Origin of the sequence: Ramlibacter sp., assembly GCF_035548915.1 — a bacterium.
Taxonomy (GTDB): domain Bacteria; phylum Pseudomonadota; class Gammaproteobacteria; order Burkholderiales; family Burkholderiaceae_C; genus Ramlibacter.
Map to the genome: position 1 here is coordinate 37,770 of NZ_DASZSE010000021.1, position 18,484 is coordinate 56,253.

Genomic DNA, 18,484 nt, shown 5'->3' on the forward strand with positions numbered 1-18,484 from the left:
CGCGGTTCGTGAAAGCCGCCGTCATGCGCCCGCTCTAGAATGAGAGCGATGAGCACCAAGACGTTTCCGATCCGCCCCCTTCGCAGCGGCCACATCACCGAGGGCAAGGCCCGCGCTCCGAACCGTTCGATGTACTACGGCATGGGCTACGAGGAGTCCGACTTCGGCAAGCCCATGGTCGGCGTGGCCAACGGCCACAGCACCATCACGCCGTGCAACAGCGGCCTGCAGAAGCTCGCCGACGCGGCCGTGGAAGGCATCCGCGAGGCCGGCGGCAATCCGCAAATCTTCGGCACGCCCACCATTTCCGACGGCATGGCGATGGGCACCGAGGGCATGAAGTATTCGCTCGTGAGCCGAGAGGTCATCGCCGACTGCATCGAGACCTGCGTGCAGGGGCAGTGGATGGACGGCGTGGTCGTGATCGGCGGCTGCGACAAGAACATGCCCGGCGGCCTGATGGGCATGCTGCGCGCGAACGTGCCGGCGATCTACGTCTACGGCGGTACCATCCTGCCGGGCAGGTGGAAGGGCGAGGACCTGAACATCGTGAGCGTCTTCGAAGCCGTCGGCCAGAACGCCGCGGGCAAGATCAGCGACCAGGCGCTGAAGGACATCGAGCAGCACGCGATCCCCGGCACGGGCTCGTGCGGCGGCATGTACACCGCCAACACGATGTCCTCCGCCTTCGAGGCGCTCGGCATCTCCCTGCCCTACTCATCCACGATGGCGAATCCGCACGACGAGAAGATGAACTCGGCGAAGGAGTCGGCGAAGGTGCTGCTCGAAGCGATCGCGAAGGACATCAAGCCGCGCGACATCGTGACGCGCCGCTCGATCGAGAACGCGGTCGCGGTGATCATGGCCACGGGCGGATCGACCAACGCCGTGCTGCACTTCCTCGCCATCGCCCATGCGGCGGGCGTCGAGTGGACCATCGACGACTTCGAGCGCATGCGCCAGAAGGTACCCGTGATCTGCGACCTGAAGCCGAGCGGCAAGTACCTCGCCGTGGACCTGCATCGCGCGGGCGGTATCCCGCAGGTGATGAAGCTCCTGCTGAATGCGGGTCTTCTGCACGGCGACTGCCTCACGATCACCGGCAGGACCATCGCCGAGACGCTGAAGGACGTGCCGGATGCGCCGCGCGCGGATCAGGACGTGATCCGGCCGATCTCGGACCCGATGTACGAGCACGGACACCTCGCGATCCTGAAGGGCAACCTCTCCCCCGAAGGGTCGGTCGCGAAGATCACGGGCCTGAAGAACCCGGTGATCACCGGCCCCGCGCGCGTGTTCGACGACGAGCAGTCGGCGCTGCAGGCGATTCTCGACGGCAGGATCGAGGCGGGCGACGTGATGGTGCTGCGCTACCTCGGGCCCAAGGGCGGCCCCGGCATGCCGGAGATGCTCGCGCCGACGAGCGCGCTGATCGGCGCGGGACTCGGCGAAAGCGTGGGTCTCATCACCGATGGGCGCTTCTCGGGCGGGACGTGGGGCATGGTCGTCGGACACGTCGCGCCCGAGGCCGCGGCGGGCGGCAACATCGCGATCGTGCGCGAGGGCGACTCGATCACCATCGATGCGCATAAGCTCCTGTTGCAGCTGAACCTGAGCGATGAGGAGATTGCGAAGCGCCGAAGCGCGTGGCGAGCGCCCGAGCCGCGCTACATGCGGGGCGTGCAGGCGAAGTTCGCGTTCAACGCGGCCAGCGCGAGCAGGGGCGCGGTGCTGGACGACTACTGAGTTCCAGTTCGGGCGGAGCGGATTCGCTTGCCCGGCGAAGACGTCTTACTTCTTCTTCTTCCTCGGCAGTATCCCGAGCGATTCGCGGTTCTTGTCGATGCGCGCCTGTTTGCGGGCATTCTCGCGCTCGGACGCCTTGCGCTTGGTGTAGCCGGACCAGTCGGCCCAGGCCCACCACGCCGCGGCCATCGCGAACGGGGCGAGCACGATGAACCACGACCAGTTCGCGACCGGTGCGATGTACAGGTACTTCATGGCGAGCAGGATGATGCCGATACCGAGGAAATACATCTCTTCTCCGAAGCGAGTGACGCCCCGGCCGGTGCGCGAGGCGATTGCCGGGACGGCTGTGTGCGAACGCCGTCGAAGGACTGTAACGCAACGCGCGCTGTCCCGATCGCGCGGCGCGTAGGCGCCAGGTAAGCGTGGCACGTCAAAGTGGCTGGTCGGCGTGGCAGGTCAACGCTGCTGCCTACAATGCCGTTGAACGTCAGAACCGCAACCTCGGAAGGATACGATCATGAACCGCGCGCTCGCCGTGCTCGCCGCTTCGCTGGCCCCCTTGCTTGCCCTGCCCGGCTCCGCCTTCGCGGACCAGGCGCTCGCGCAGGCGAAGAACTGCTTCTCCTGCCACGCCGTGGACAAGAAACTGGTCGGCCCCGCCTACAAGGAAGTGGCGGCCAAATATGCCGGGCAGAAGGACGCCGTCGACAAGCTGGCCGCGAAGATCATGAAGGGCGGCAGCGGCGTCTGGGGACCGGTGCCGATGCCCGCGAACACGCAGGTGAACGAGGCGGAGGCGAAGAAGCTCGCAGCCTGGGTGCTGAGCCTGAAGTGAAATCGTGAGGCCCGGCGTCATCCCCGCGATGGCGCCGGAATCACGCGGCCTCGTCGTGTCACCGGCTGAGACGCTCGGCGCCGGCGCGCAGGGTCATGAGCATCTGAAGTCGCCCGCCGATGTACCAAAGCCTGGGATTGCCGCGAAGCGGAACCGTGCCCGCCCGGGTGTCACTCACCTCGAAGGAGTGAAGACCCATGCAAGTCAATACCGGAGGCGTTCGCCCCCGATCCGGATCCATCGACTCGATGCCGCGAACCAGGACAGCGCGCCCGCTGAAGCCGTTGCCTCGGCGCCATTCGCTACCCAGCCGATTCGTGGAGCCACCACCTGCGCTCACGCGCCCCACAGCGAAACAAGAGCTGTCATCGCCCGAGCGCAGCCCCTCGATCGAACGCTGCGGCCCGAGGCCCGTGCACTATTCATTCGACGACCCGGGAAGCTTCTGGGACGTCGCGACGGTCCACCTCCGCGTCGACGAAGGCATCGTGATCGAGAGAAAGGGCAGTTGCCTCGGCAAGGACGATGAGAGATTCGTCGTGCACCCCGCAAACCTGGCGCAGCTGGCCGCCGAGATCGCCCAGGAACAGCAGAGAGCCTGCGATCCGGCCTCCCTGGCCCTGCGACTGTCCTTGTTCAAGGCGGACGCCGGCAGGCTGATCGACTGGATCAAGGAACTGGACCTTCAGCCGCCACCGCTTCCGCCCGCCAGCGGGCGCAGTCGCGTCGTGCGGCCGCTGCCCTCGGGCGACGTTACCGGACACCCACCCCATCGGATGGCAGCCACCGGCAAAGCCTGATGAACGATTCCTCCGGTGACGTTACTGAGTTCCTGCGCCTGGCCGCATCGAACCCGGGCGACCACGAATCGAGGAAAGCGAAACACTGCAAATGATCGGCGAATCTTCTTCCGCTTCGGGCGGCTTGCGCATCCATCTTCCAGTCGTCGACCCGACGGCAAGTGCCTCGGCCCGGGCCACGCCGACCAGCAGCGCGCCGGCGGCGACCGGGCCCATGCTGACGCTTCAGCTGCAGCCCTGCAAAAAAGACGCCCTCGGAGGGCCGCCGATGTTCGAGCGCCTTTCCGCGCGCGATGACGGCATCGAGTTCGGCGTCACCGCCCAATTGCCCAACGGCATGCAGGCCAGGGGGGTGTTCAAGGCCGATCGTCCCCGGCTCAAGACCAAGGCGGCGGCGATCGCGGCCGCGATGGGAATCGATGGGCAACGTCCAAATTCGTCGCTTCGCAGCGTCGCCGCATCGAGGCTCAATCGACTTCTCGGACTTCATGTCATCCCGCTGACCCACCCCGTCGCGAGAAATGGCGAGCTGGTGGGATGCTTCATGCAGGAGGCACCCGGCGTTCAAGTGCTCAGCACGGACGACAAGTCGGTCCGGATGACCAGGCAAGATGCCGACGTTCTGAGAGCACATCCCGATGAACTGCGGCGCTTCGCGCTCGATCACGGTTTCACCGACGTCGAAATCGAGGCCGACCCGGACAAGTTGTACCCGGCGGTGACGCTGATCAATGGGCGCCGCGACCCGGACGGGTTGCCGCTCGGCATGCTGAATCAGATCGATTTGGACGATCCCGACACGAGGCGCGAGACGAACAATCTGGAATGGTTCGATCGGATCGCAGGCCAGTGTGACCGGCACCTGCAAAACATTTTCGTCGGAAGAATCGGGCCCGGACCCATGCGCGTCACCGGCATCGACGGCGACCTGGCCTTCGGACTCACGACCTCGGACGACGAGGGCCAGCCCGTCGGACTGTTTCCGAATCCCCCCGCGATCATCGACGAGAGAACGCGCGATTCGATCCTGAATCTCACGACGGTTCGACTCGCGGCGGACCTCGAGGGATTGTTGACCGACGCCGAGATCGCGGCCGCGCGGCAGCGGCTCATCGACACGCAGCGCCTGCTCAGGCAAACGGATGAGCACGGAAATCTCGTCGTCCGCGTGATGAGAAGCCGCGAGGACTGGTCAGCAGACGACGTGACGACGTCGCTCGGCATCGAGAGGCTTCACGGTCTCCCGAGCCGGGAGCAGGCGAAAGCGGTCAAGCGCATGCAGCGCGCCGGCTATTTCGCGGCGATGTCGTGCTTCGACCAGGTGCATGACCTCTTCGCCGGCTCGCCGGACATTCAGGGGGGCGCGCGCTATGGTCATGGGGAACTCGAGCGGCTCGCTCGGAAACTGTCTCAGGCCAATCCGCCCGATTGAGCGCACGCCTGCGCCCGATGGCGCGGGCCGCCCTCACGTCTTCTGCGCGAGCTGCTCCAGGATCGCCGGGTTCTCCAGCGTGGTCACGTCCTGCGTGATCTGCTCGCCCTTGGCGATGCTGCGCAAGAGCCGCCGCATGATCTTGCCGCTGCGCGTCTTGGGCAGGTTGTCGCCGAAGCGGATGTCCTTCGGCTTCGCGATCGGGCCGATCTCCTTGCCGACCCACGCGCGCAATTCCTCGGCGATCTTCTTCGCCTCCTCGCCCGTGGGACGCGGCCGCTTCAGCACGACGAAGGCGCACACCGCTTCGCCCGTGAGGTCGTCGGGGCGGCCCACCACCGCGGCTTCGGCCACGAGGTCCGTCTTCGACACGAGCGCCGACTCGATCTCCATCGTGCCGAGCCGGTGGCCCGACACGTTCAGCACGTCGTCGATGCGGCCCGTGATGCGGAAGTAGCCCGTCTTCGCGTCGCGCACCGCGCCGTCGCCCGCGAGGTACAGCTTGCCGCCCAGCTCCTGCGGGAAGTAGCTCTTCCTGAAGCGCTCCGGGTCGCCCCAGATCGTGCGGATCATCGAAGGCCACGGCCGCTTCACCACGAGCAGGCCGCCCGAGCCGTTCGGGATGTCGTGCCCGACCTCGTCGACGATCGCAGCCATGATGCCCGGCAGCGGCAGCGTGCACGAACCCGGCACCGTGGGCGTCGCGCCGGGCAGCGGCGTGATCATGTGGCCGCCGGTTTCCGTCTGCCAGAAGGTGTCCACGATCGGGCAGCGTTCGCCGCCCACATTGCGGTGGTACCACATCCACGCTTCGGGGTTGATCGGCTCGCCCACTGTGCCGAGGATGCGAAGCGAGCCGAGGTTCCAGTTCTTCGGATGCACCTTCTCGTCGGTCTCGGCGGCCTTGATGAGCGAGCGGATCGCGGTGGGTGCCGTGTAGAACACCGTCACCTTGTGCTTTTCGATCATCTGCCAGAAGCGGCCCGCGTGCGGATACGTGGGAATGCCTTCGAAGATCACTTCGGTCGCGCCCGCGGCAAGCGGGCCGTACGCGACATACGTGTGCCCCGTGACCCAGCCGATGTCGGCGGTGCACCAGAAGACGTCGTCGCTCTGGATGTCGAACGTCCAGTCCATCGTGAGCTTGGCCCACAGCAGATAGCCGCCGGTGGAATGCTGCACGCCCTTCGGCTTGCCGGTGGAGCCCGAGGTGTAGAGGATGAAAAGCGGATGCTCCGCGCCGACCGGCTCGGGCTTGCATTCGTCGGACTGCCCCTTCAGCACTTCGTCGAACGTCTTGTCGCGCCCCGCGAGCATGTTGCAGGCGGTCGGCGTGCGCTGGTAGACCAGCACGGACTTGATCGTGTCGCAGCCGCCCATGCCGAGCGCTTCGTCCACGATGGCTTTCAGCCCCATTTCCTTGCCGCCGCGCATCTGGTAGTTGGCCGTGACGACGGCGACCGCGCCGGCATCGATGATGCGTTCCTGCAGCGACTTGGCCGAGAAGCCGCCGAAGACGACGCTGTGCGTCGCCCCGATGCGCGCGCACGCCTGCATCGCGACGACGCCTTCGACGCCCATCGGCATGTAGATGACGACGCGGTCGCCCCGGGCGATGCCCTGCGCCTTCAATGCATTGGCGAAGCGGCCGACGCGCGCGAGGAGTTCCCTGTAGGTGACGGTCGTCACCGTGCCGTCGTCGGCTTCGAAGACGATGGCGGTCTTGTTCTCGACCGCGGTGCCCATGTGCTTGTCCAGGCAGTTGGCCGAGGCGTTGAGCTCGCCGTCCTCGAACCATTTGTAGAAAGGTGCATTGGATTCGTCGAGCGTCTTCGTGAAGGGCTTGGTCCACACGACGTTGTCGCGCGCGAGGCGCGACCAGAACCCTTCGAAGTCCTTCTCGGCTTCCTGACAGAGCGCTTCGTAGGCGCCCATGCCCGAGATGCGGGCGCGCTTCACGGCGGCTTCGGGCGGGGGAAAGACACGGTTTTCGACCAGGACAGATTCGATGGCGCTCATGATGGATGTCTCCGCGATGGTGGAACTCGATTGCCTCCAATGTCAGTGATACGACTTACGACGCACTGACGACGGCGCTCGGCTCCAATGTAATTCATGCTTCGGGGGCGGCGCCACGATGACCCTGCGGGAGCGGTGGCGCGCCTTCCCACGTGACGACCCTCTCGCCGTCGAAGCACCAGTCCTGCTTCACCGGATGGAAGATGAGCGCGCCCTTGCCCCGGCGCGTGAACTCCTGAACGGAGATCTCGGGCCGCCAGCGCAGCGTGGACTGCAGCAGCAGCAGCTCCGACGGATTCTGGCCGTCGCCGATGTAGCAAGGCAGGTGCTCGCGCAGATCGCCCACCCGCATTCCCTCGCGCAGCAAGACGGTGGGAATCAGGACCTCCATATGCCCGAGCCAGCCCGCGACGTGCGCCGCCTCGATCGCGCGCAGCGCCGCCGCGGAGAAACGCGACACCGGAAAGAACGCCTTGCGCAGTTCGCGCCGCGCGATCTGCATCCCCTCGGGCGGGCGCAAGGTCGGCCACCAGTGCCACGTGGGCCAGTCCGCGAAGCGATGCAGGTGTGCGGCGAGCGCGGGCGCCTCCACCTGCGAGAACGCGGCGAACAGGCCGCCCCAGTCGCCGCGATATTCCACGTCGCCTTCCACCTGCCAGTAGTGCGCGTAGGGGCGCTCATGCGCGAAACGCAGCAGCGGCAGGTGCACGCTGCCCAGGAAGCCCGTGTCGAAGAGGGTCACGCCGAGTTCGCGCCTCACCGATTCCGGAGTGAAGAGGTGCAGCGCGTCGAGCGCGCCGCGCAAGCCCAGGAAGTCCCGCCAGGCCCGCGTGACCTCGCCGCCGTCGTCGTGCAGCAGCACGAAGCAGTCCGCGTGGCCGGCGGCTTCGCGGCGCAATCGCTCGAATCGCGCGGCCAGGGAGCGGCTGAACCGATGCGTGAGATAGAGGACGGCGCTCGCGCCCATCGGGTCACACCATGCGCTCCGGCCGCACCCACGCATCGAACTCCTCGGCCGTGACGAAGCCGAGCGCGAGCGCCGCTTCGCGCAGGCTCGTGCCCTCCTTGTGCGCCTTCTTCGCGATCTGCGCCGACTTGTCGTAGCCGATGTGCGGGTTCAGCGCCGTCACGAGCATCAGCGATCTGCCGACCAGCTCGCCGATGCGCTCGCGGTTGGGTTCGATCCCGGCCGCGCAATGCTCGTCGAAACTTCGCATGCCGTCGGCAAGCAGCCTCGTGCTCTGCATGAAGTTGTACGCGATCATCGGCCGGAACACGTTCAGTTCGAAGTTGCCCGAGGCGCCGCCGAAATTGATGGCGACGTCGTTGCCGAAGACCTGCGCGCAAAGCATCGTCATCGCTTCGCTCTGCGTCGGGTTCACCTTGCCCGGCATGATCGAGGAGCCCGGTTCGTTCTCGGGAATCGAGAGCTCGCCGATGCCGCTTCGCGGCCCGCTCGCGAGCCAGCGGATGTCGTTGGCGATCTTCATGAGCGATGCCGCGAGCGTCTTCAACGCGCCGTGCGCATGCACGAGCGCGTCGGCCGCGGCCATCACCTCGAACTTGTTGTTCGCCGTCACGAAGGGCAGGCCCGTGAGGCGTGCGAGCTCGGCGGCGACTTGCTCGGCGTAGCCCTTCGGCGCGTTGAGCCCCGTGCCCACAGCCGTGCCGCCGAGGGCCAGTTCGCACAGGTGCGGCAGCGCGGCGTGCAGATGGCGGTCGTTCTGTTCGAGCTGCGCGACGTAGCCGGAGAATTCCTGCCCGAGCGTGATCGGCGTCGCGTCCTGCAGATGCGTGCGGCCGATCTTCACGATGTCCTTGAATGCTTCGGACTTCGCGGCGAGCGTCTCGCGCAGCTTCGCGAGCGACGGAAGCACGCGATGTCGGATCGCGTCCACCGCCGCCACGTGCATGGCCGTCGGATACACGTCGTTGGACGACTGGCTCCGGTTCACGTCGTCGTTCGGGTGCACGAGCCGCCCTTCGCCGCGCGAGCCGCCCAGGAGTTCGCTCGCGCGGTTGGCGAGCACCTCGTTCATGTTCATGTTGGTCTGCGTGCCGGAGCCGGTCTGCCAGACCACGAGCGGAAACTGGTCGTCGTGCTCGCCGGCGAGCACTTCGTCGGCCGCCGCGACGATGGCCGCGGCCTTGCGCTGATCGATGAGGCCGAGCAGGTGGTTCACCACCGCCGAGGAGCGCTTGATCTGCGCGAGCGCGCGGACGATCTCCTTCGGCTGCCGCTCGCCGGAGATGTCGAAGTTCTGCAGCGAGCGCTGCGTCTGCGCGCCCCAGAGGCGCTCGGCCGCCACGGCGATGGGGCCGAAGGTGTCGTGTTCGATGCGGGTGGCCATGGCGCGATCTCTTTCGTTGGCTGACGAAAGAGTAGCACCTCGCGGTGCCGCGCTCGGTGGCCCGCGTTCAGTGGCGCTCGGTGGCGCTCGGTGGCGCTCGGTGACTCTTGCAGTACGGCTCGATTTCGAGCTTGAGCGAGTCGGCGCCGCTGCTTGGCTTCGGGTCTTCCATGCGCAGGCGCCGGTAGGAGGAGCTGCGCGATGAATGCGCATTTGCGTTGCAAACGACAGTGGACAAGCTCGATGCGCAGATCGCTCCCTCTGCTGCCGATCGTCGGCTGGAACCCTCTGACAAAGAAAAGGTGAATCCCTCCAAGCTCCCGGCACTTCGCCGGCAGCCGTCCCGAAACAATGCGGAACTGCATCGCACCTTGCGAAGGACGATGCCGACGCTCACCTCCCGAGGCCAGGTCACGTTGCGCAAGGAGATCCTCGACCATCCCGGTCTGCGTCCGGGCGACAAGCTCGGTGGGATAATTGCCGACCGACACCCGCATCTGCAGTCCCATCACCCATGACGACCACCATCAAGCAGGACGACCTCGTCGAATCCATCGCCGCCGCACTGCAGTTCATCAGCTACTACCATACGCCCGACTTCATCGCGCACATGGCCCGCGCCTACGAGCGAGAACAAAGCCCCGCCGCGAAGGACGCCATCGCGCAGATCCTCACCAACAGCAAGATGAGCGCCTACGGACACCGGCCCATCTGCCAGGACACGGGCATCGTGAACGTGTTCCTGAAGGTCGGCATGGACGTGCGTTTCGAAGGCTTCGACGCGGGCCTCGAAGACGCGATCAACGAAGGCGTGCGCCGCGGCTACAACCATCCGGACAACACGCTGCGCGCATCCATCGTCGCGGACCCGCAGTTCGAGCGGAAGAACACGCTGGACAACACGCCGGCGGTGATCCACACGCAGATCGTCCCCGGCGACAAGCTCGAAGTGACCGTGGCGGCCAAGGGCGGCGGCAGCGAAAACAAGAGCAAGATGGTCATGCTGAACCCGAGCGACTCGGTCGTGGACTGGGTGCTGAAGACCGTCCCGACCATGGGCGCGGGGTGGTGTCCGCCCGGCATGCTGGGCATCGGCATCGGCGGCACGGCGGAGAAGGCCGCGATTCTCGCGAAGGAATCGCTCATGGAAGACCTCGACATGCACGAGCTGCAGGCGAAGGCCGAGCGCGGCGAGAAGCTCACGAAGGTCGAGGAACTGCGCCTGGAGCTCTACGAGAAGGTGAACGCGCTCGGCATCGGCGCGCAAGGGCTCGGCGGCCTCACGACCGTGCTCGACATCAAGATCAAAATGTTTCCCACGCACGCGGCGGGCAAGCCGGTTGCGATGATCCCCAACTGCGCGGCGACACGCCACGCGCATTTCGTGATGGACGGCTCCGGCCCCGCCTACCTGGAGCCGCCCAGCCTCGACACCTGGCCGAAGATCGAGTGGGCGCCCGATACGCAGAAGAGCCGCCGCGTGAACCTCGATACGCTCACGAAAGAAGAGATCGCGACGTGGAAGGCGGGCGACACGCTGCTCATCAACGGCAAGATGCTCACCGGCCGCGACGCCGCGCACAAGCGCATCCAGGACATGCTCGCGAAGGGCGAGCCGCTGCCCGTGGACTTCACCAACCGGGTGATCTACTACGTCGGGCCGGTGGACCCGGTGCGCGATGAAGTCGTGGGGCCTGCGGGGCCGACGACCGCCACGCGCATGGACAAGTTCACCGACATGATGCTTTCGAAGACGGGCCTGATCGGCATGGTCGGCAAATCCGAACGCGGTCCCGAAGCGATCGATGCGATTCGCAGGCACAAGGCGGCGTACCTGATGGCCGTGGGTGGCGCGGCGTATCTCGTGTCGAAGGCGATCAGGAAATCCAGGGTGCTCGGGTTCGGCGATCTCGGCATGGAAGCCATCTACGAGTTCGAAGTGGTGGACATGCCGGTGACGGTGGCGGTGGATGCCGAGGGGACCAGCGTGCATACGACAGGGCCTGCGCAATGGAGCAAGCGGATCGCGAGCGGGGAATTCAGGAAGATTCCGGTGGCTGTGGGGTGAGGTTGAGCAGGCGGGTGCGCGTCACTTCGACCCGGCCCCTCACCCCCACCCTCTCCCCAGAGGGGAGAGGGAGTTCTGCTTTCTCCCTCTCCCCTCTGGGGAGAGGGTTGGGGTGAGGGGCACGTGCACCCGGATCTCCCCATCGGCGTCTTCGACAGCGGCATCGGCGGCCTGAGCGTCCTTCGCGCCCTCGTCGCCGAGCTGCCGCACGAAGACTTCATCTACTACGCCGACACAGCCCACGCCCCCTACGGCGAACGTGGCGACCCGTACGTCATCGAACGCTCGCACGCCATCGTCGATGAGCTCGTCTCGGTTCACCGCGTGAAAGCATTGGTCGTGGCCTGCAACACCGCGACCGCAGCGGCCATCCACCTGCTGCGCGAACGCTACCCGCAGCTGCCCATCGTCGGCGTCGAACCCGCGCTCAAACCGGCGGCAGCCCTCACCCGCACGAAGCGCGTGGGCGTGCTCGCAACGCAAGGCACACTCTCCAGCGCCAAGTTCCAGGCGCTGCACGATTCGCTGCGGCACGCGTGCGAATTCATCCTGCAGCCCTGCCCCGGTCTCGCCGACGCCATCGAGAACTTCGATGCCGTTGCCGTCGCGCGGCTCGCTGCCGACTACGTGGGCAAGCTCGGCCGGCTCGGCACCGAGCCCGGCTGCATCGACACACTCGTGCTCGGCTGTACGCACTACCCCTTCGCCGAACGCGAGATTCGCGCCGCGGCGCGCGATGCCGTCACTCTGCTCGAAACGGGAGCGCCGGTCGCCCGCCGCACCCGCGAGCTCCTCCACGCACGCGGCCTTTTGCGTGCTTCGGGGGAAGGCGGCAGGACCTGGCTGACCTCGGGACGGCTCGCTCAGTTACAGTCAGCCGCGGCGCGCTGGCTGTAAGCTTTGCAGCCATGCAGTACCCCGCCCCTTCGTACTTCGCGTTCGTCCAGTTTCAGGCGAGCGTCAACGGTCACGGCAAGGCCGTGATTTCCGAAAACCACGAAGTCCCCTATCGCGTCTTCGTCCAGCACATCGAACGCGTCACGCGCCGCCTCGATTCGCTCGGTCTTCCGCGCGACGCATGCGTCGGAGTGCTCGTGAAGTCGCGCTACCTTCAGTGGCTCGTCAATATCGCGCTGCTTCGGATGGGCGTGCTCTCGGCGGGCATGGCTTCCAAGCGGGAGCTGAAACTCATCCGCCCGGCCGTGCTGATCGCCGACGAGACGATGGAAAGCGGCGACTTCCGCTTCATCCTCGCAAGCCTCGGCTGGCTGGGGGGCGACGCGGATGCCCTGCCCCCTTTCCAGGAGCAGCGCCATGCACGCGAGACGCCGGCGCGCATCGTGCTTTCCTCGGGCACCACCGGCACGCCCAAGCGCGTGCTGATCACGCATGGCGAGATGAGCGACCGCCAGGACACGGCGGGGGTCGTCTTCGGCACGCACTGGAACACGCGCTCGTGCAGCCTGATGGGCATCAACACGCTCGGTGGCTACGCCTCGCCGCTTCTCACGTGGGCCTCGGGCGGGACGGTCGTGTTCCCCTCGTCGAAGCCGGGCGTCGCGCCCTGGCACATCCTGCGGCTCGAGACGAATGCGCTGCTGCTCTCGCCGACGCAGCTGGAGGCGCTGGTGGCCAGCCTGCCTGCCGACTATGCGCCGATTCCCGCGCTGCGCATCTTCGTCGCGGGAAGCAGCCTGCCCCAGCAGCTGAGCGTGAAGACGCGGCTCAGACTCACGCAGCAGCTTTTCGTCGTGTACGGTTCCACCGAAGTCGGGACCGTGTCGATGACGCATGCCGCGCAAGCCGACGGCCGCCCCGGTTTCACGGGGCAAGTGGTTCCGTGGGTCGACGTGGAGGTGGTCGACGAGGAAGACAGGCCGGTCGCGCCCGGCACCACGGGCGAAGTGCGCATGCGCAGCAAGGTGCTCGTCGAGCGTTACCTCGATGACGACGCGAACGAGATCGCGCTGCGGGGCGGCTGGTTCTATCCGGGCGACGCGGGCACGCTCGACGCGCACGGCGGCCTCACCATCGTCGGGCGCACGCGCGAACTGATCAATATCGGCGGCCTGAAACTCTCGCCCGTCGCGGCGGACGAGGCGCTCTCGACGGTGCCCGGCGTGAAGGATGTCGCGGTGTTCGGCTTCGATTCGCCCAGGGGCGTGCGCGCCTGCGCTGCCGTCGTCGCGGCGGACGATTTCGATCGGGAAGCGCTCGTGCGCCGCTTCGGCAAGACGTTTCCGGGCAGTCCGCAGCTGCTCGTGGCGCGTGTCGCGGAGATTCCGCGCAACGACATGGGCAAGGTGCTGCGGCTGCAACTGGCGCGGAACCTGCGCGATGCGAAGCAGGCGGCCGTCACGGGGCCCTGATACGGAGCTCCCGGCGTTCACGGCTCCCGGCGCAGAGGGAAGTCGACCGTGGTCGAGCCGCGCACCGTCACGAGCGCGGGCACCGCGTCCTGATTCGCTGGACTCCACGGCAGCGGCACGTTGTCGGCCTGAACCTGCAGCTTGTGGTCGCCGGCGACGACCGCCGCGAATTCGAAGAGGCCTTGCGCGTCGGTGCGCGTGACATACCGGCCATCGAGTACCACCACGATGTTCGGTGCGCCGCCTTCGGAGGCGTCGCGGCGGCCGTTGTCGTTGGTGTCGAAGAAGACGGTGCCGGCGAGGCGGCCGGCACCCGCACCGGGGAGGCCACCGATGGGCGCGTACGCGGTGCCCGCGTGTTCTTCGTACCGCAGCAGCATCTGGATGCTGCGGGTCGGCGGCGCGGGCTGTGTCGCGGCCTGCAGTGCTTCGGTGAGCGCCGACACGACCTGCAGCGACCCCGGATCGATCCCGCGCGACTGGCTGTAGCGCAGCACGAGCGACCAGTTGTGCATGAATTCCCAGGTGGCGCCCACGGCGAGGTTCAGCGAATCGCCGGTCACGGCATGTGCGCCGCGCAGATTGCCGCTGAACGACAGGCCCGGCCACGGGAAGTAGTTGGCCAGCACGCCCCACGTCCAGCCGTCGAGCGCGCCGCCCGAGGCGAACTGGGTCTGGCTCCAGCCGAGCGAGACGGCGAGCGAGTTCGGGATTGTGAGATTGAACGCGTGGTCGAGTCCCAGCGCGGTGGTGGTCGACAGCTGCGTGCGAAGCGCGCTGGCTCGCAGCTGCAGCTGTCCGAAGAGCGACCTGCGGTCCCACGTGACCTGCACGGATTTCCCTTCGCCGCTTCCCTGGCGCATCGCGATCGTGGTGCCGAACGTGTTGCGCGTGTCGAGGCGGTACCGCGCATTCACGTTGGCGAAGCTGCTCGACGCGCCCGCACCCGTGACGGAGCGATCCGTCTCCACGCTCCAGCCGAGCTGCCACTGGCGCGAGAACATGTCGGCTCGCCAGTACGCACCTTCCAGGTCGCTCGCGAACACCGTGGGTCCCCAGCGCACGTTCGGATCGAACCGGTACACACCGGCGAGGTTCTGCAGCGATTCGGTGCGCCAGCCCGCGTCGAGCCATTCGCCCTGGGCGCTTTGCCCCGGGTCCGTGGTGCTCTGGATCAAATTGCCCTGCACGCGAAGGCCGCCCACGCGGCTCGCCATCGGTTGAGCGGCAAGGCCTTCCACCTTGTCCGCCCAGGGCGCCCGCCCTTCCCAGGCGAGCGTGGACCAGGCGGAGCCGATCTTCAATCCGCCGGGAACACCGCCTTCCTCCACGCCCTGCGCTTCGCTCACCTGCGCGGCGCCTGCCCAGTTGCCCGGCACGCCGGGGATCGTGAACCTCATCTGGGCGCCGCCCGAGACGATCTTGCCGGGCTGGCTCTGGAAGCCGTTCACGTCGAGGCCCGAGTAGAGGCCGAGCCGCCCCGCGACCAGATTCACATCGAGCGTGTCGGCGCGGTACCAGTGCCCGCCCACGCCGTAGACCGGGCTCGTCGGCAGGAAGAGACGCCCGACTCCGCGGGCGAGCGGCGGTGCAAGCGTGCTGATGTCGCCCGCCTGGTGATCGGCGAGCCAGCCGCCGGAAAACGGCATCGCCCGCTGGTCGGCGCGCCAGGTGAAGCGGTTCGGCTGCGATCCGGCGCCTACGGCATCCAGGTGACTTTGCGTGAACGCGCCGTTCAGCGACAGCGCGCCCCAGTCGGGCGTGTCGACGAAGCCGCTGAAGGCGAGCGCCTGATCGCGCGACGTGGCCGCGCCGGACAGGCTGGCAAGCGAATATTCGAGGCGAAGCGACCGCGGCCAGCCGGCCGTGTTGTAGCCGGACTGTTCCTCTTCCTGATCCTTCTGGGGCCCTTCGTCCAGCACCTGATCGACATAGCCGGTGGCAGCGGCGGGAGCGACCTGGGCGACTGGGGCGGGCGGGGCAGCCGGGTTGTTCGCGCCCTGCGGTTGCGGTTGCGGTTGCGGTTGCGACCACGCGGGCACCGTGCCGAGCAGCCCGGCCGCGGCGGCAAACGCGCAGGCCGCGCGCATGCCGGACGGAACGTGCGGCATCGACTCGCGGGTTCGCGTCACGGTCCGAATCGCTGTTCGATGTCCTGCGACTCGGACTTGCCCCACTCGAGCTTGCCCTTCACGGTCACGGGAAACGCCGGCGCGACGCGCGTCTCGGGGTCGCCCCGGCGCGTGGGGACCAGCGGAATGACCCGCACCTCGTCGGGCAGGATCGGCGCGTTCGACGGCGCGAAGTCGAGGCTCGTCCCGGCCGCGTCGACGCCCGAGAGGAAGCCCTCGAGCCGTCCGTGCGCCGTTCCGCTGTTGCGCACGCGAAGGACGGCCGTGGGCTGGCCGTCGACGTTGCGCACTTCGCCGCCGAGCACTTCGAGCTTCGGCTTCACGTCGCCCACCGCCAGGTAGACGATGATGGCCACGCGGCCGTTGAACGCGATCGGCAATCCGGCGGCGCCCAGCGAATCGCCCGTCCCCTCGATCAGGATCGCGAAGCGGCATTCCTCTTTCGGCGCATCCGCGGGCGGCGCCACTTCGAAGCGGAACCGGTAGTTGCGGCCCGCACCCACCGTCACTTCGCGCCGCTCGATCGCCACCCAGGGGCGGCAGCTGCCCGGAGAAAGCGGCTCAAGGAATGTGACACCGCCGTCCTGGCCATAGACCCAGTCCGCCGTCCTCACCGTGAGCTTCGCGGGCGCGCTGCCGGCATTCGTGATGTCGAGCGTGCGGCGAATCCGTTCGCCGGGTTTCGCGTCGAGCTCGAAGCGGGGAGGCGCCACCGCGATCGCGAATTCGGCGCGCGCGGGCTTCGCCGCGGCACCAGCCAGCAAGAACACCATTCCTCCCACCAACGCACGCAAGGCCGCTGCGCTCGTCGTCTTCCTCATCGTTTCTCCGCCTCGAAATAGAACTGAAGATTCTGAGCCGAAACGAGGTAGCGGCCATCGGTCTCGAGATGGAGCTCGATCGTCTCCTCCAGAATCGGCCCCGGCGCGGGCCCCTCGTAGACGAGCGCGCGCCCGCCGGAGCGCACGGTGCCCGCGAGCAGCCGCCCTTGCGTGCGCCAGCGCGCCTGCACGGGCACGTCAGTTCCGGGCGCCAGCGCCATGTAGAGGCGAATCGGCTGGTTCACGAGCTGCTCGAAATGCAGCCTGAGCGCCACGCGCACCTGCGCTTCGACGGTGTTGTCGAACGCGCGGCCGGGAACGAGCTGGCGCCACTTCATCTGGACGACGGGCTCGCTCAGCATCGTGCCCGTGTCGTCGATGCGAACGACATTCTGCTGCGCGGCCGCACACGCCGCCCAACCGACCAGCACCAACCACGCAACGAGCCGTCTCATGGCGTGGTGAGCGTGTAGGTGACGCGCCCGGTGAACGTCCCGGCCGGCGCGAGCGAGGCATTCGCGTAGCTGAATGCGAGGCAGCTCTCGAACCAGTTGTTGCGGGCGATGCTCAGAAGCGTCTGCGTGGTGCCCGCCGCGAAGGTCCCGCTCGGGATGGTGGGCGATGCGTCGCCGTTGCCGCCGGAGACCCAGGAAATGTTGTTGAACGAGATGGTGTTGCCGCCACTCGTGAGGTTCGCGGGCGAGGTCACCGTGAGGGTCGCGTTGCCGCCCGTGCCGGGCGTGCGGTAGAAGCCGCCGACGTAGACCTGCTGCGGCACGCTGCAGAAAGTGAATCCGTCCCAGGGGCTCGTCGTGACGTTGCTGTTCGTGGACATCGCGAGGCTGCCGGTGCCGAGGCTTGCGGCCGGTACCGTCACGGAGACGCTGTTGATGGTCGCGTTGTTGCCCGGCGTGCCGCCGTTGTTGAACGTTCCGCCCGTCATGGTGCCCGCGCCGACTTGAAGGAAGACGGAACGCGTGCCGGGATTGATCCCCACGAGATAGGACCAGGACGATTGCGGCCAGGACACGGCAAGACCGAGCGCTGCCGCGATGGCGGGGCGCAGGCGGTGCATGTTCGGACTTCGGCGCATCGTGCGAGTGTGCTGCGGAAGAAGTGCGGGTTCAAGCATCCCCGCCTCGAGCGCGGCCGATGCGCGAGCCGGAGAGCGGCACACGCCGCTCTCCGGGCTTCACCCCCGATACCCGGCTCAGAGCTGGGTGGCGGTGTAGGTGATGCGGCCGTGGTTGGCGACCGTGCTACCGTACGTGCCGGCCGGGACGACCACGCCGTTCGCGTACGAATAGGTCCACTTGCCTTCGAAGCGCGCGAGCTTGCTCGTGGCCGTGAGCGTGGTCGCCGTGCCGGAGCCGCCACCGGCGGTCGTGTTGAAGGCGGGGTGCGTGATCGCCGCGTTGGTGAATCCGGTCGTGCCCGACGCGAGCGCCGCCCCGACCACGCTGATCTGGTTCCAGGAGATCGTGTCGCCCGCGCCGTCGCTGAGCGGTCCGGCCACGCTCGAATTGAGGCTCACGTCGCCCAGATTGCTGTAGACGCGAACCGTCACGGCGCCGCTGCCGAGGTCGCCGTTGCCGGCGGCCGCGTTGACGACGGTGCTGTCACCCAGGTTCGCCGCGGGGACCGTGAACGTCATGCCGTCGACGGTGGCGTTGTTGGCCGCGCCGATCGCGTTGCCGGTGCCGACGCGCAGGTACAGCACGGCCGGAACGGTGACTGTCACATCGACATGCGCGGTCGCGGTGGATGCGGGTCCCGGGGTGGGTCCCTGCGCCGGCGTCGTGGTCGTCGATTCGGCGTGCGAAAGCATCGGCGCCGCAAGGGCGGCAGTGGCGATCGCGATGGCACTGAGTCTCTTCATCATGGCAAAGCTCCTTTGGGGCTGGGGGT

General features: G+C 67.4%; 17 protein-coding genes. 8 read left to right on the top strand and 9 right to left on the bottom strand.

Going from position 1 to position 18,484, the window contains the following annotated elements; all coding sequences use genetic code 11:
• The first annotated feature begins 48 nt into the window (after positions 1-48).
• Complete coding sequence (gene ilvD, locus VHA82_RS06440; protein WP_325541404.1) at positions 49-1,746, top strand: dihydroxy-acid dehydratase; 1,698 nt, start codon at positions 49-51, stop codon at positions 1,744-1,746.
• A 45-nt stretch (positions 1,747-1,791) separates the two neighbouring features.
• On the opposite strand, the gene VHA82_RS06445 is transcribed toward ilvD, so the two are convergent.
• Positions 1,792-2,037, bottom strand: a complete 246-nt coding sequence (locus VHA82_RS06445; RefSeq protein ID WP_325541406.1) for a TIGR04438 family Trp-rich protein — start codon at positions 2,035-2,037, stop codon at positions 1,792-1,794.
• A 229-nt stretch (positions 2,038-2,266) separates the two neighbouring features.
• Between VHA82_RS06445 and VHA82_RS06450 the strand changes: the two genes are divergently transcribed.
• The 3 genes from VHA82_RS06450 to VHA82_RS06460 all read left to right on the top strand — a co-directional run bounded on the left by VHA82_RS06450 (position 2,267) and on the right by VHA82_RS06460 (position 4,816).
• Positions 2,267-2,584 carry a c-type cytochrome gene (locus VHA82_RS06450; protein ID WP_325541408.1) on the top strand — a complete coding sequence of 106 codons (318 nt, stop codon included), beginning with the start codon at positions 2,267-2,269 and terminating at the stop codon, positions 2,582-2,584.
• A 197-nt stretch (positions 2,585-2,781) separates the two neighbouring features.
• Positions 2,782-3,384: a hypothetical protein gene (locus tag VHA82_RS06455; protein WP_325541410.1), complete on the top strand. Its 603-nt coding sequence runs from the start codon at positions 2,782-2,784 to the stop codon at positions 3,382-3,384.
• Positions 3,385-3,475: 91 nt separating this feature from the next.
• Positions 3,476-4,816, top strand: a complete 1,341-nt coding sequence (locus tag VHA82_RS06460) for a hypothetical protein (RefSeq protein ID WP_325541411.1) — start codon at positions 3,476-3,478, stop codon at positions 4,814-4,816.
• 33 nt (positions 4,817-4,849) lie between these two features.
• Here VHA82_RS06460 and acs read toward each other — a convergent pair whose 3' ends face one another.
• The 3 genes from acs to fumC all read right to left on the bottom strand — a co-directional run bounded on the left by acs (position 4,850) and on the right by fumC (position 9,186).
• Positions 4,850-6,835 (bottom strand): acetate--CoA ligase, encoded by a 1,986-nt coding sequence (acs, locus tag VHA82_RS06465; protein ID WP_325541413.1) that lies wholly within the window; start codon positions 6,833-6,835, stop codon positions 4,850-4,852.
• 94 nt (positions 6,836-6,929) lie between these two features.
• Entirely contained in the window at positions 6,930-7,802 is an 873-nt protein-coding gene (locus VHA82_RS06470; protein WP_325541415.1) for a hypothetical protein, read from the bottom strand.
• Positions 7,803-7,806: 4 nt separating this feature from the next.
• Positions 7,807-9,186, bottom strand: coding sequence for a class II fumarate hydratase (gene fumC / locus VHA82_RS06475; RefSeq protein WP_325541416.1), 1,380 nt, complete (start codon positions 9,184-9,186; stop codon positions 7,807-7,809).
• A 230-nt stretch (positions 9,187-9,416) separates the two neighbouring features.
• Here fumC and VHA82_RS06480 point away from each other — a divergent pair, with 230 nt between their 5' ends.
• From VHA82_RS06480 to VHA82_RS06495, 4 genes are all read left to right on the top strand, one after another.
• On the top strand, positions 9,417-9,704 hold the full coding sequence (locus VHA82_RS06480) for an AbrB/MazE/SpoVT family DNA-binding domain-containing protein (RefSeq protein ID WP_325541418.1): 288 nt from the start codon (positions 9,417-9,419) through the stop codon (positions 9,702-9,704).
• Positions 9,701-11,254 carry a fumarate hydratase gene (locus VHA82_RS06485; protein WP_325541419.1) on the top strand — a complete coding sequence of 518 codons (1,554 nt, stop codon included), beginning with the start codon at positions 9,701-9,703 and terminating at the stop codon, positions 11,252-11,254. Before VHA82_RS06480 ends, VHA82_RS06485 begins: the two co-directional genes overlap by 4 nt.
• A gap of 123 nt (positions 11,255-11,377) precedes the next feature.
• Entirely contained in the window at positions 11,378-12,151 is a 774-nt protein-coding gene (gene murI, locus VHA82_RS06490) for a glutamate racemase (protein WP_325541421.1), read from the top strand.
• A gap of 11 nt (positions 12,152-12,162) precedes the next feature.
• Positions 12,163-13,623, top strand: coding sequence for a class I adenylate-forming enzyme family protein (locus VHA82_RS06495; protein ID WP_325541423.1), 1,461 nt, complete (start codon positions 12,163-12,165; stop codon positions 13,621-13,623).
• 17 nt (positions 13,624-13,640) lie between these two features.
• Here the strand turns inward: VHA82_RS06495 and VHA82_RS06500 are convergent, their stop codons facing one another.
• The 5 genes from VHA82_RS06500 to VHA82_RS06520 form a co-directional block, all read right to left on the bottom strand.
• Positions 13,641-15,755 carry a carboxypeptidase-like regulatory domain-containing protein gene (locus VHA82_RS06500; protein ID WP_325541425.1) on the bottom strand — a complete coding sequence of 705 codons (2,115 nt, stop codon included), beginning with the start codon at positions 15,753-15,755 and terminating at the stop codon, positions 13,641-13,643.
• A complete protein-coding gene (locus VHA82_RS06505; protein ID WP_325541662.1) occupies positions 15,752-16,576 on the bottom strand; it encodes a hypothetical protein in 825 nt (274 codons plus the stop codon). Before VHA82_RS06505 ends, VHA82_RS06500 begins: the two co-directional genes overlap by 4 nt.
• Complete coding sequence (locus tag VHA82_RS06510) at positions 16,573-17,031, bottom strand: hypothetical protein (RefSeq protein ID WP_325541664.1); 459 nt, start codon at positions 17,029-17,031, stop codon at positions 16,573-16,575. Before VHA82_RS06510 ends, VHA82_RS06505 begins: the two co-directional genes overlap by 4 nt.
• Positions 17,028-17,651, bottom strand: a complete 624-nt coding sequence (locus VHA82_RS06515) for a hypothetical protein (RefSeq protein ID WP_325541666.1) — start codon at positions 17,649-17,651, stop codon at positions 17,028-17,030. Before VHA82_RS06515 ends, VHA82_RS06510 begins: the two co-directional genes overlap by 4 nt.
• Before the next feature lie 135 nt (positions 17,652-17,786).
• On the bottom strand, positions 17,787-18,458 hold the full coding sequence (locus VHA82_RS06520; protein WP_325541668.1) for a hypothetical protein: 672 nt from the start codon (positions 18,456-18,458) through the stop codon (positions 17,787-17,789).
• Between the last annotated feature and the right edge of the window lie 26 nt (positions 18,459-18,484).

Coding starts and splice junctions, on each gene's coding strand:
- ilvD (WP_325541404.1), top strand. CDS start 49: ATGAGCACCAAGACGTTTCCGATCCGCCCCCTTCGCAGCGGCCACATC.
- VHA82_RS06445 (WP_325541406.1), bottom strand. CDS start 2,037: ATGTATTTCCTCGGTATCGGCATCATCCTGCTCGCCATGAAGTACCTG.
- VHA82_RS06450 (WP_325541408.1), top strand. CDS start 2,267: ATGAACCGCGCGCTCGCCGTGCTCGCCGCTTCGCTGGCCCCCTTGCTT.
- VHA82_RS06455 (WP_325541410.1), top strand. CDS start 2,782: ATGCAAGTCAATACCGGAGGCGTTCGCCCCCGATCCGGATCCATCGAC.
- VHA82_RS06460 (WP_325541411.1), top strand. CDS start 3,476: ATGATCGGCGAATCTTCTTCCGCTTCGGGCGGCTTGCGCATCCATCTT.
- acs (WP_325541413.1), bottom strand. CDS start 6,835: ATGAGCGCCATCGAATCTGTCCTGGTCGAAAACCGTGTCTTTCCCCCG.
- VHA82_RS06470 (WP_325541415.1), bottom strand. CDS start 7,802: ATGGGCGCGAGCGCCGTCCTCTATCTCACGCATCGGTTCAGCCGCTCC.
- fumC (WP_325541416.1), bottom strand. CDS start 9,186: ATGGCCACCCGCATCGAACACGACACCTTCGGCCCCATCGCCGTGGCG.
- VHA82_RS06485 (WP_325541419.1), top strand. CDS start 9,701: ATGACGACCACCATCAAGCAGGACGACCTCGTCGAATCCATCGCCGCC.
- VHA82_RS06495 (WP_325541423.1), top strand. CDS start 12,163: ATGCAGTACCCCGCCCCTTCGTACTTCGCGTTCGTCCAGTTTCAGGCG.
- VHA82_RS06505 (WP_325541662.1), bottom strand. CDS start 16,576: ATGAGGAAGACGACGAGCGCAGCGGCCTTGCGTGCGTTGGTGGGAGGA.
- VHA82_RS06510 (WP_325541664.1), bottom strand. CDS start 17,031: ATGAGACGGCTCGTTGCGTGGTTGGTGCTGGTCGGTTGGGCGGCGTGT.
- VHA82_RS06515 (WP_325541666.1), bottom strand. CDS start 17,651: ATGCACCGCCTGCGCCCCGCCATCGCGGCAGCGCTCGGTCTTGCCGTG.
- VHA82_RS06520 (WP_325541668.1), bottom strand. CDS start 18,458: ATGATGAAGAGACTCAGTGCCATCGCGATCGCCACTGCCGCCCTTGCG.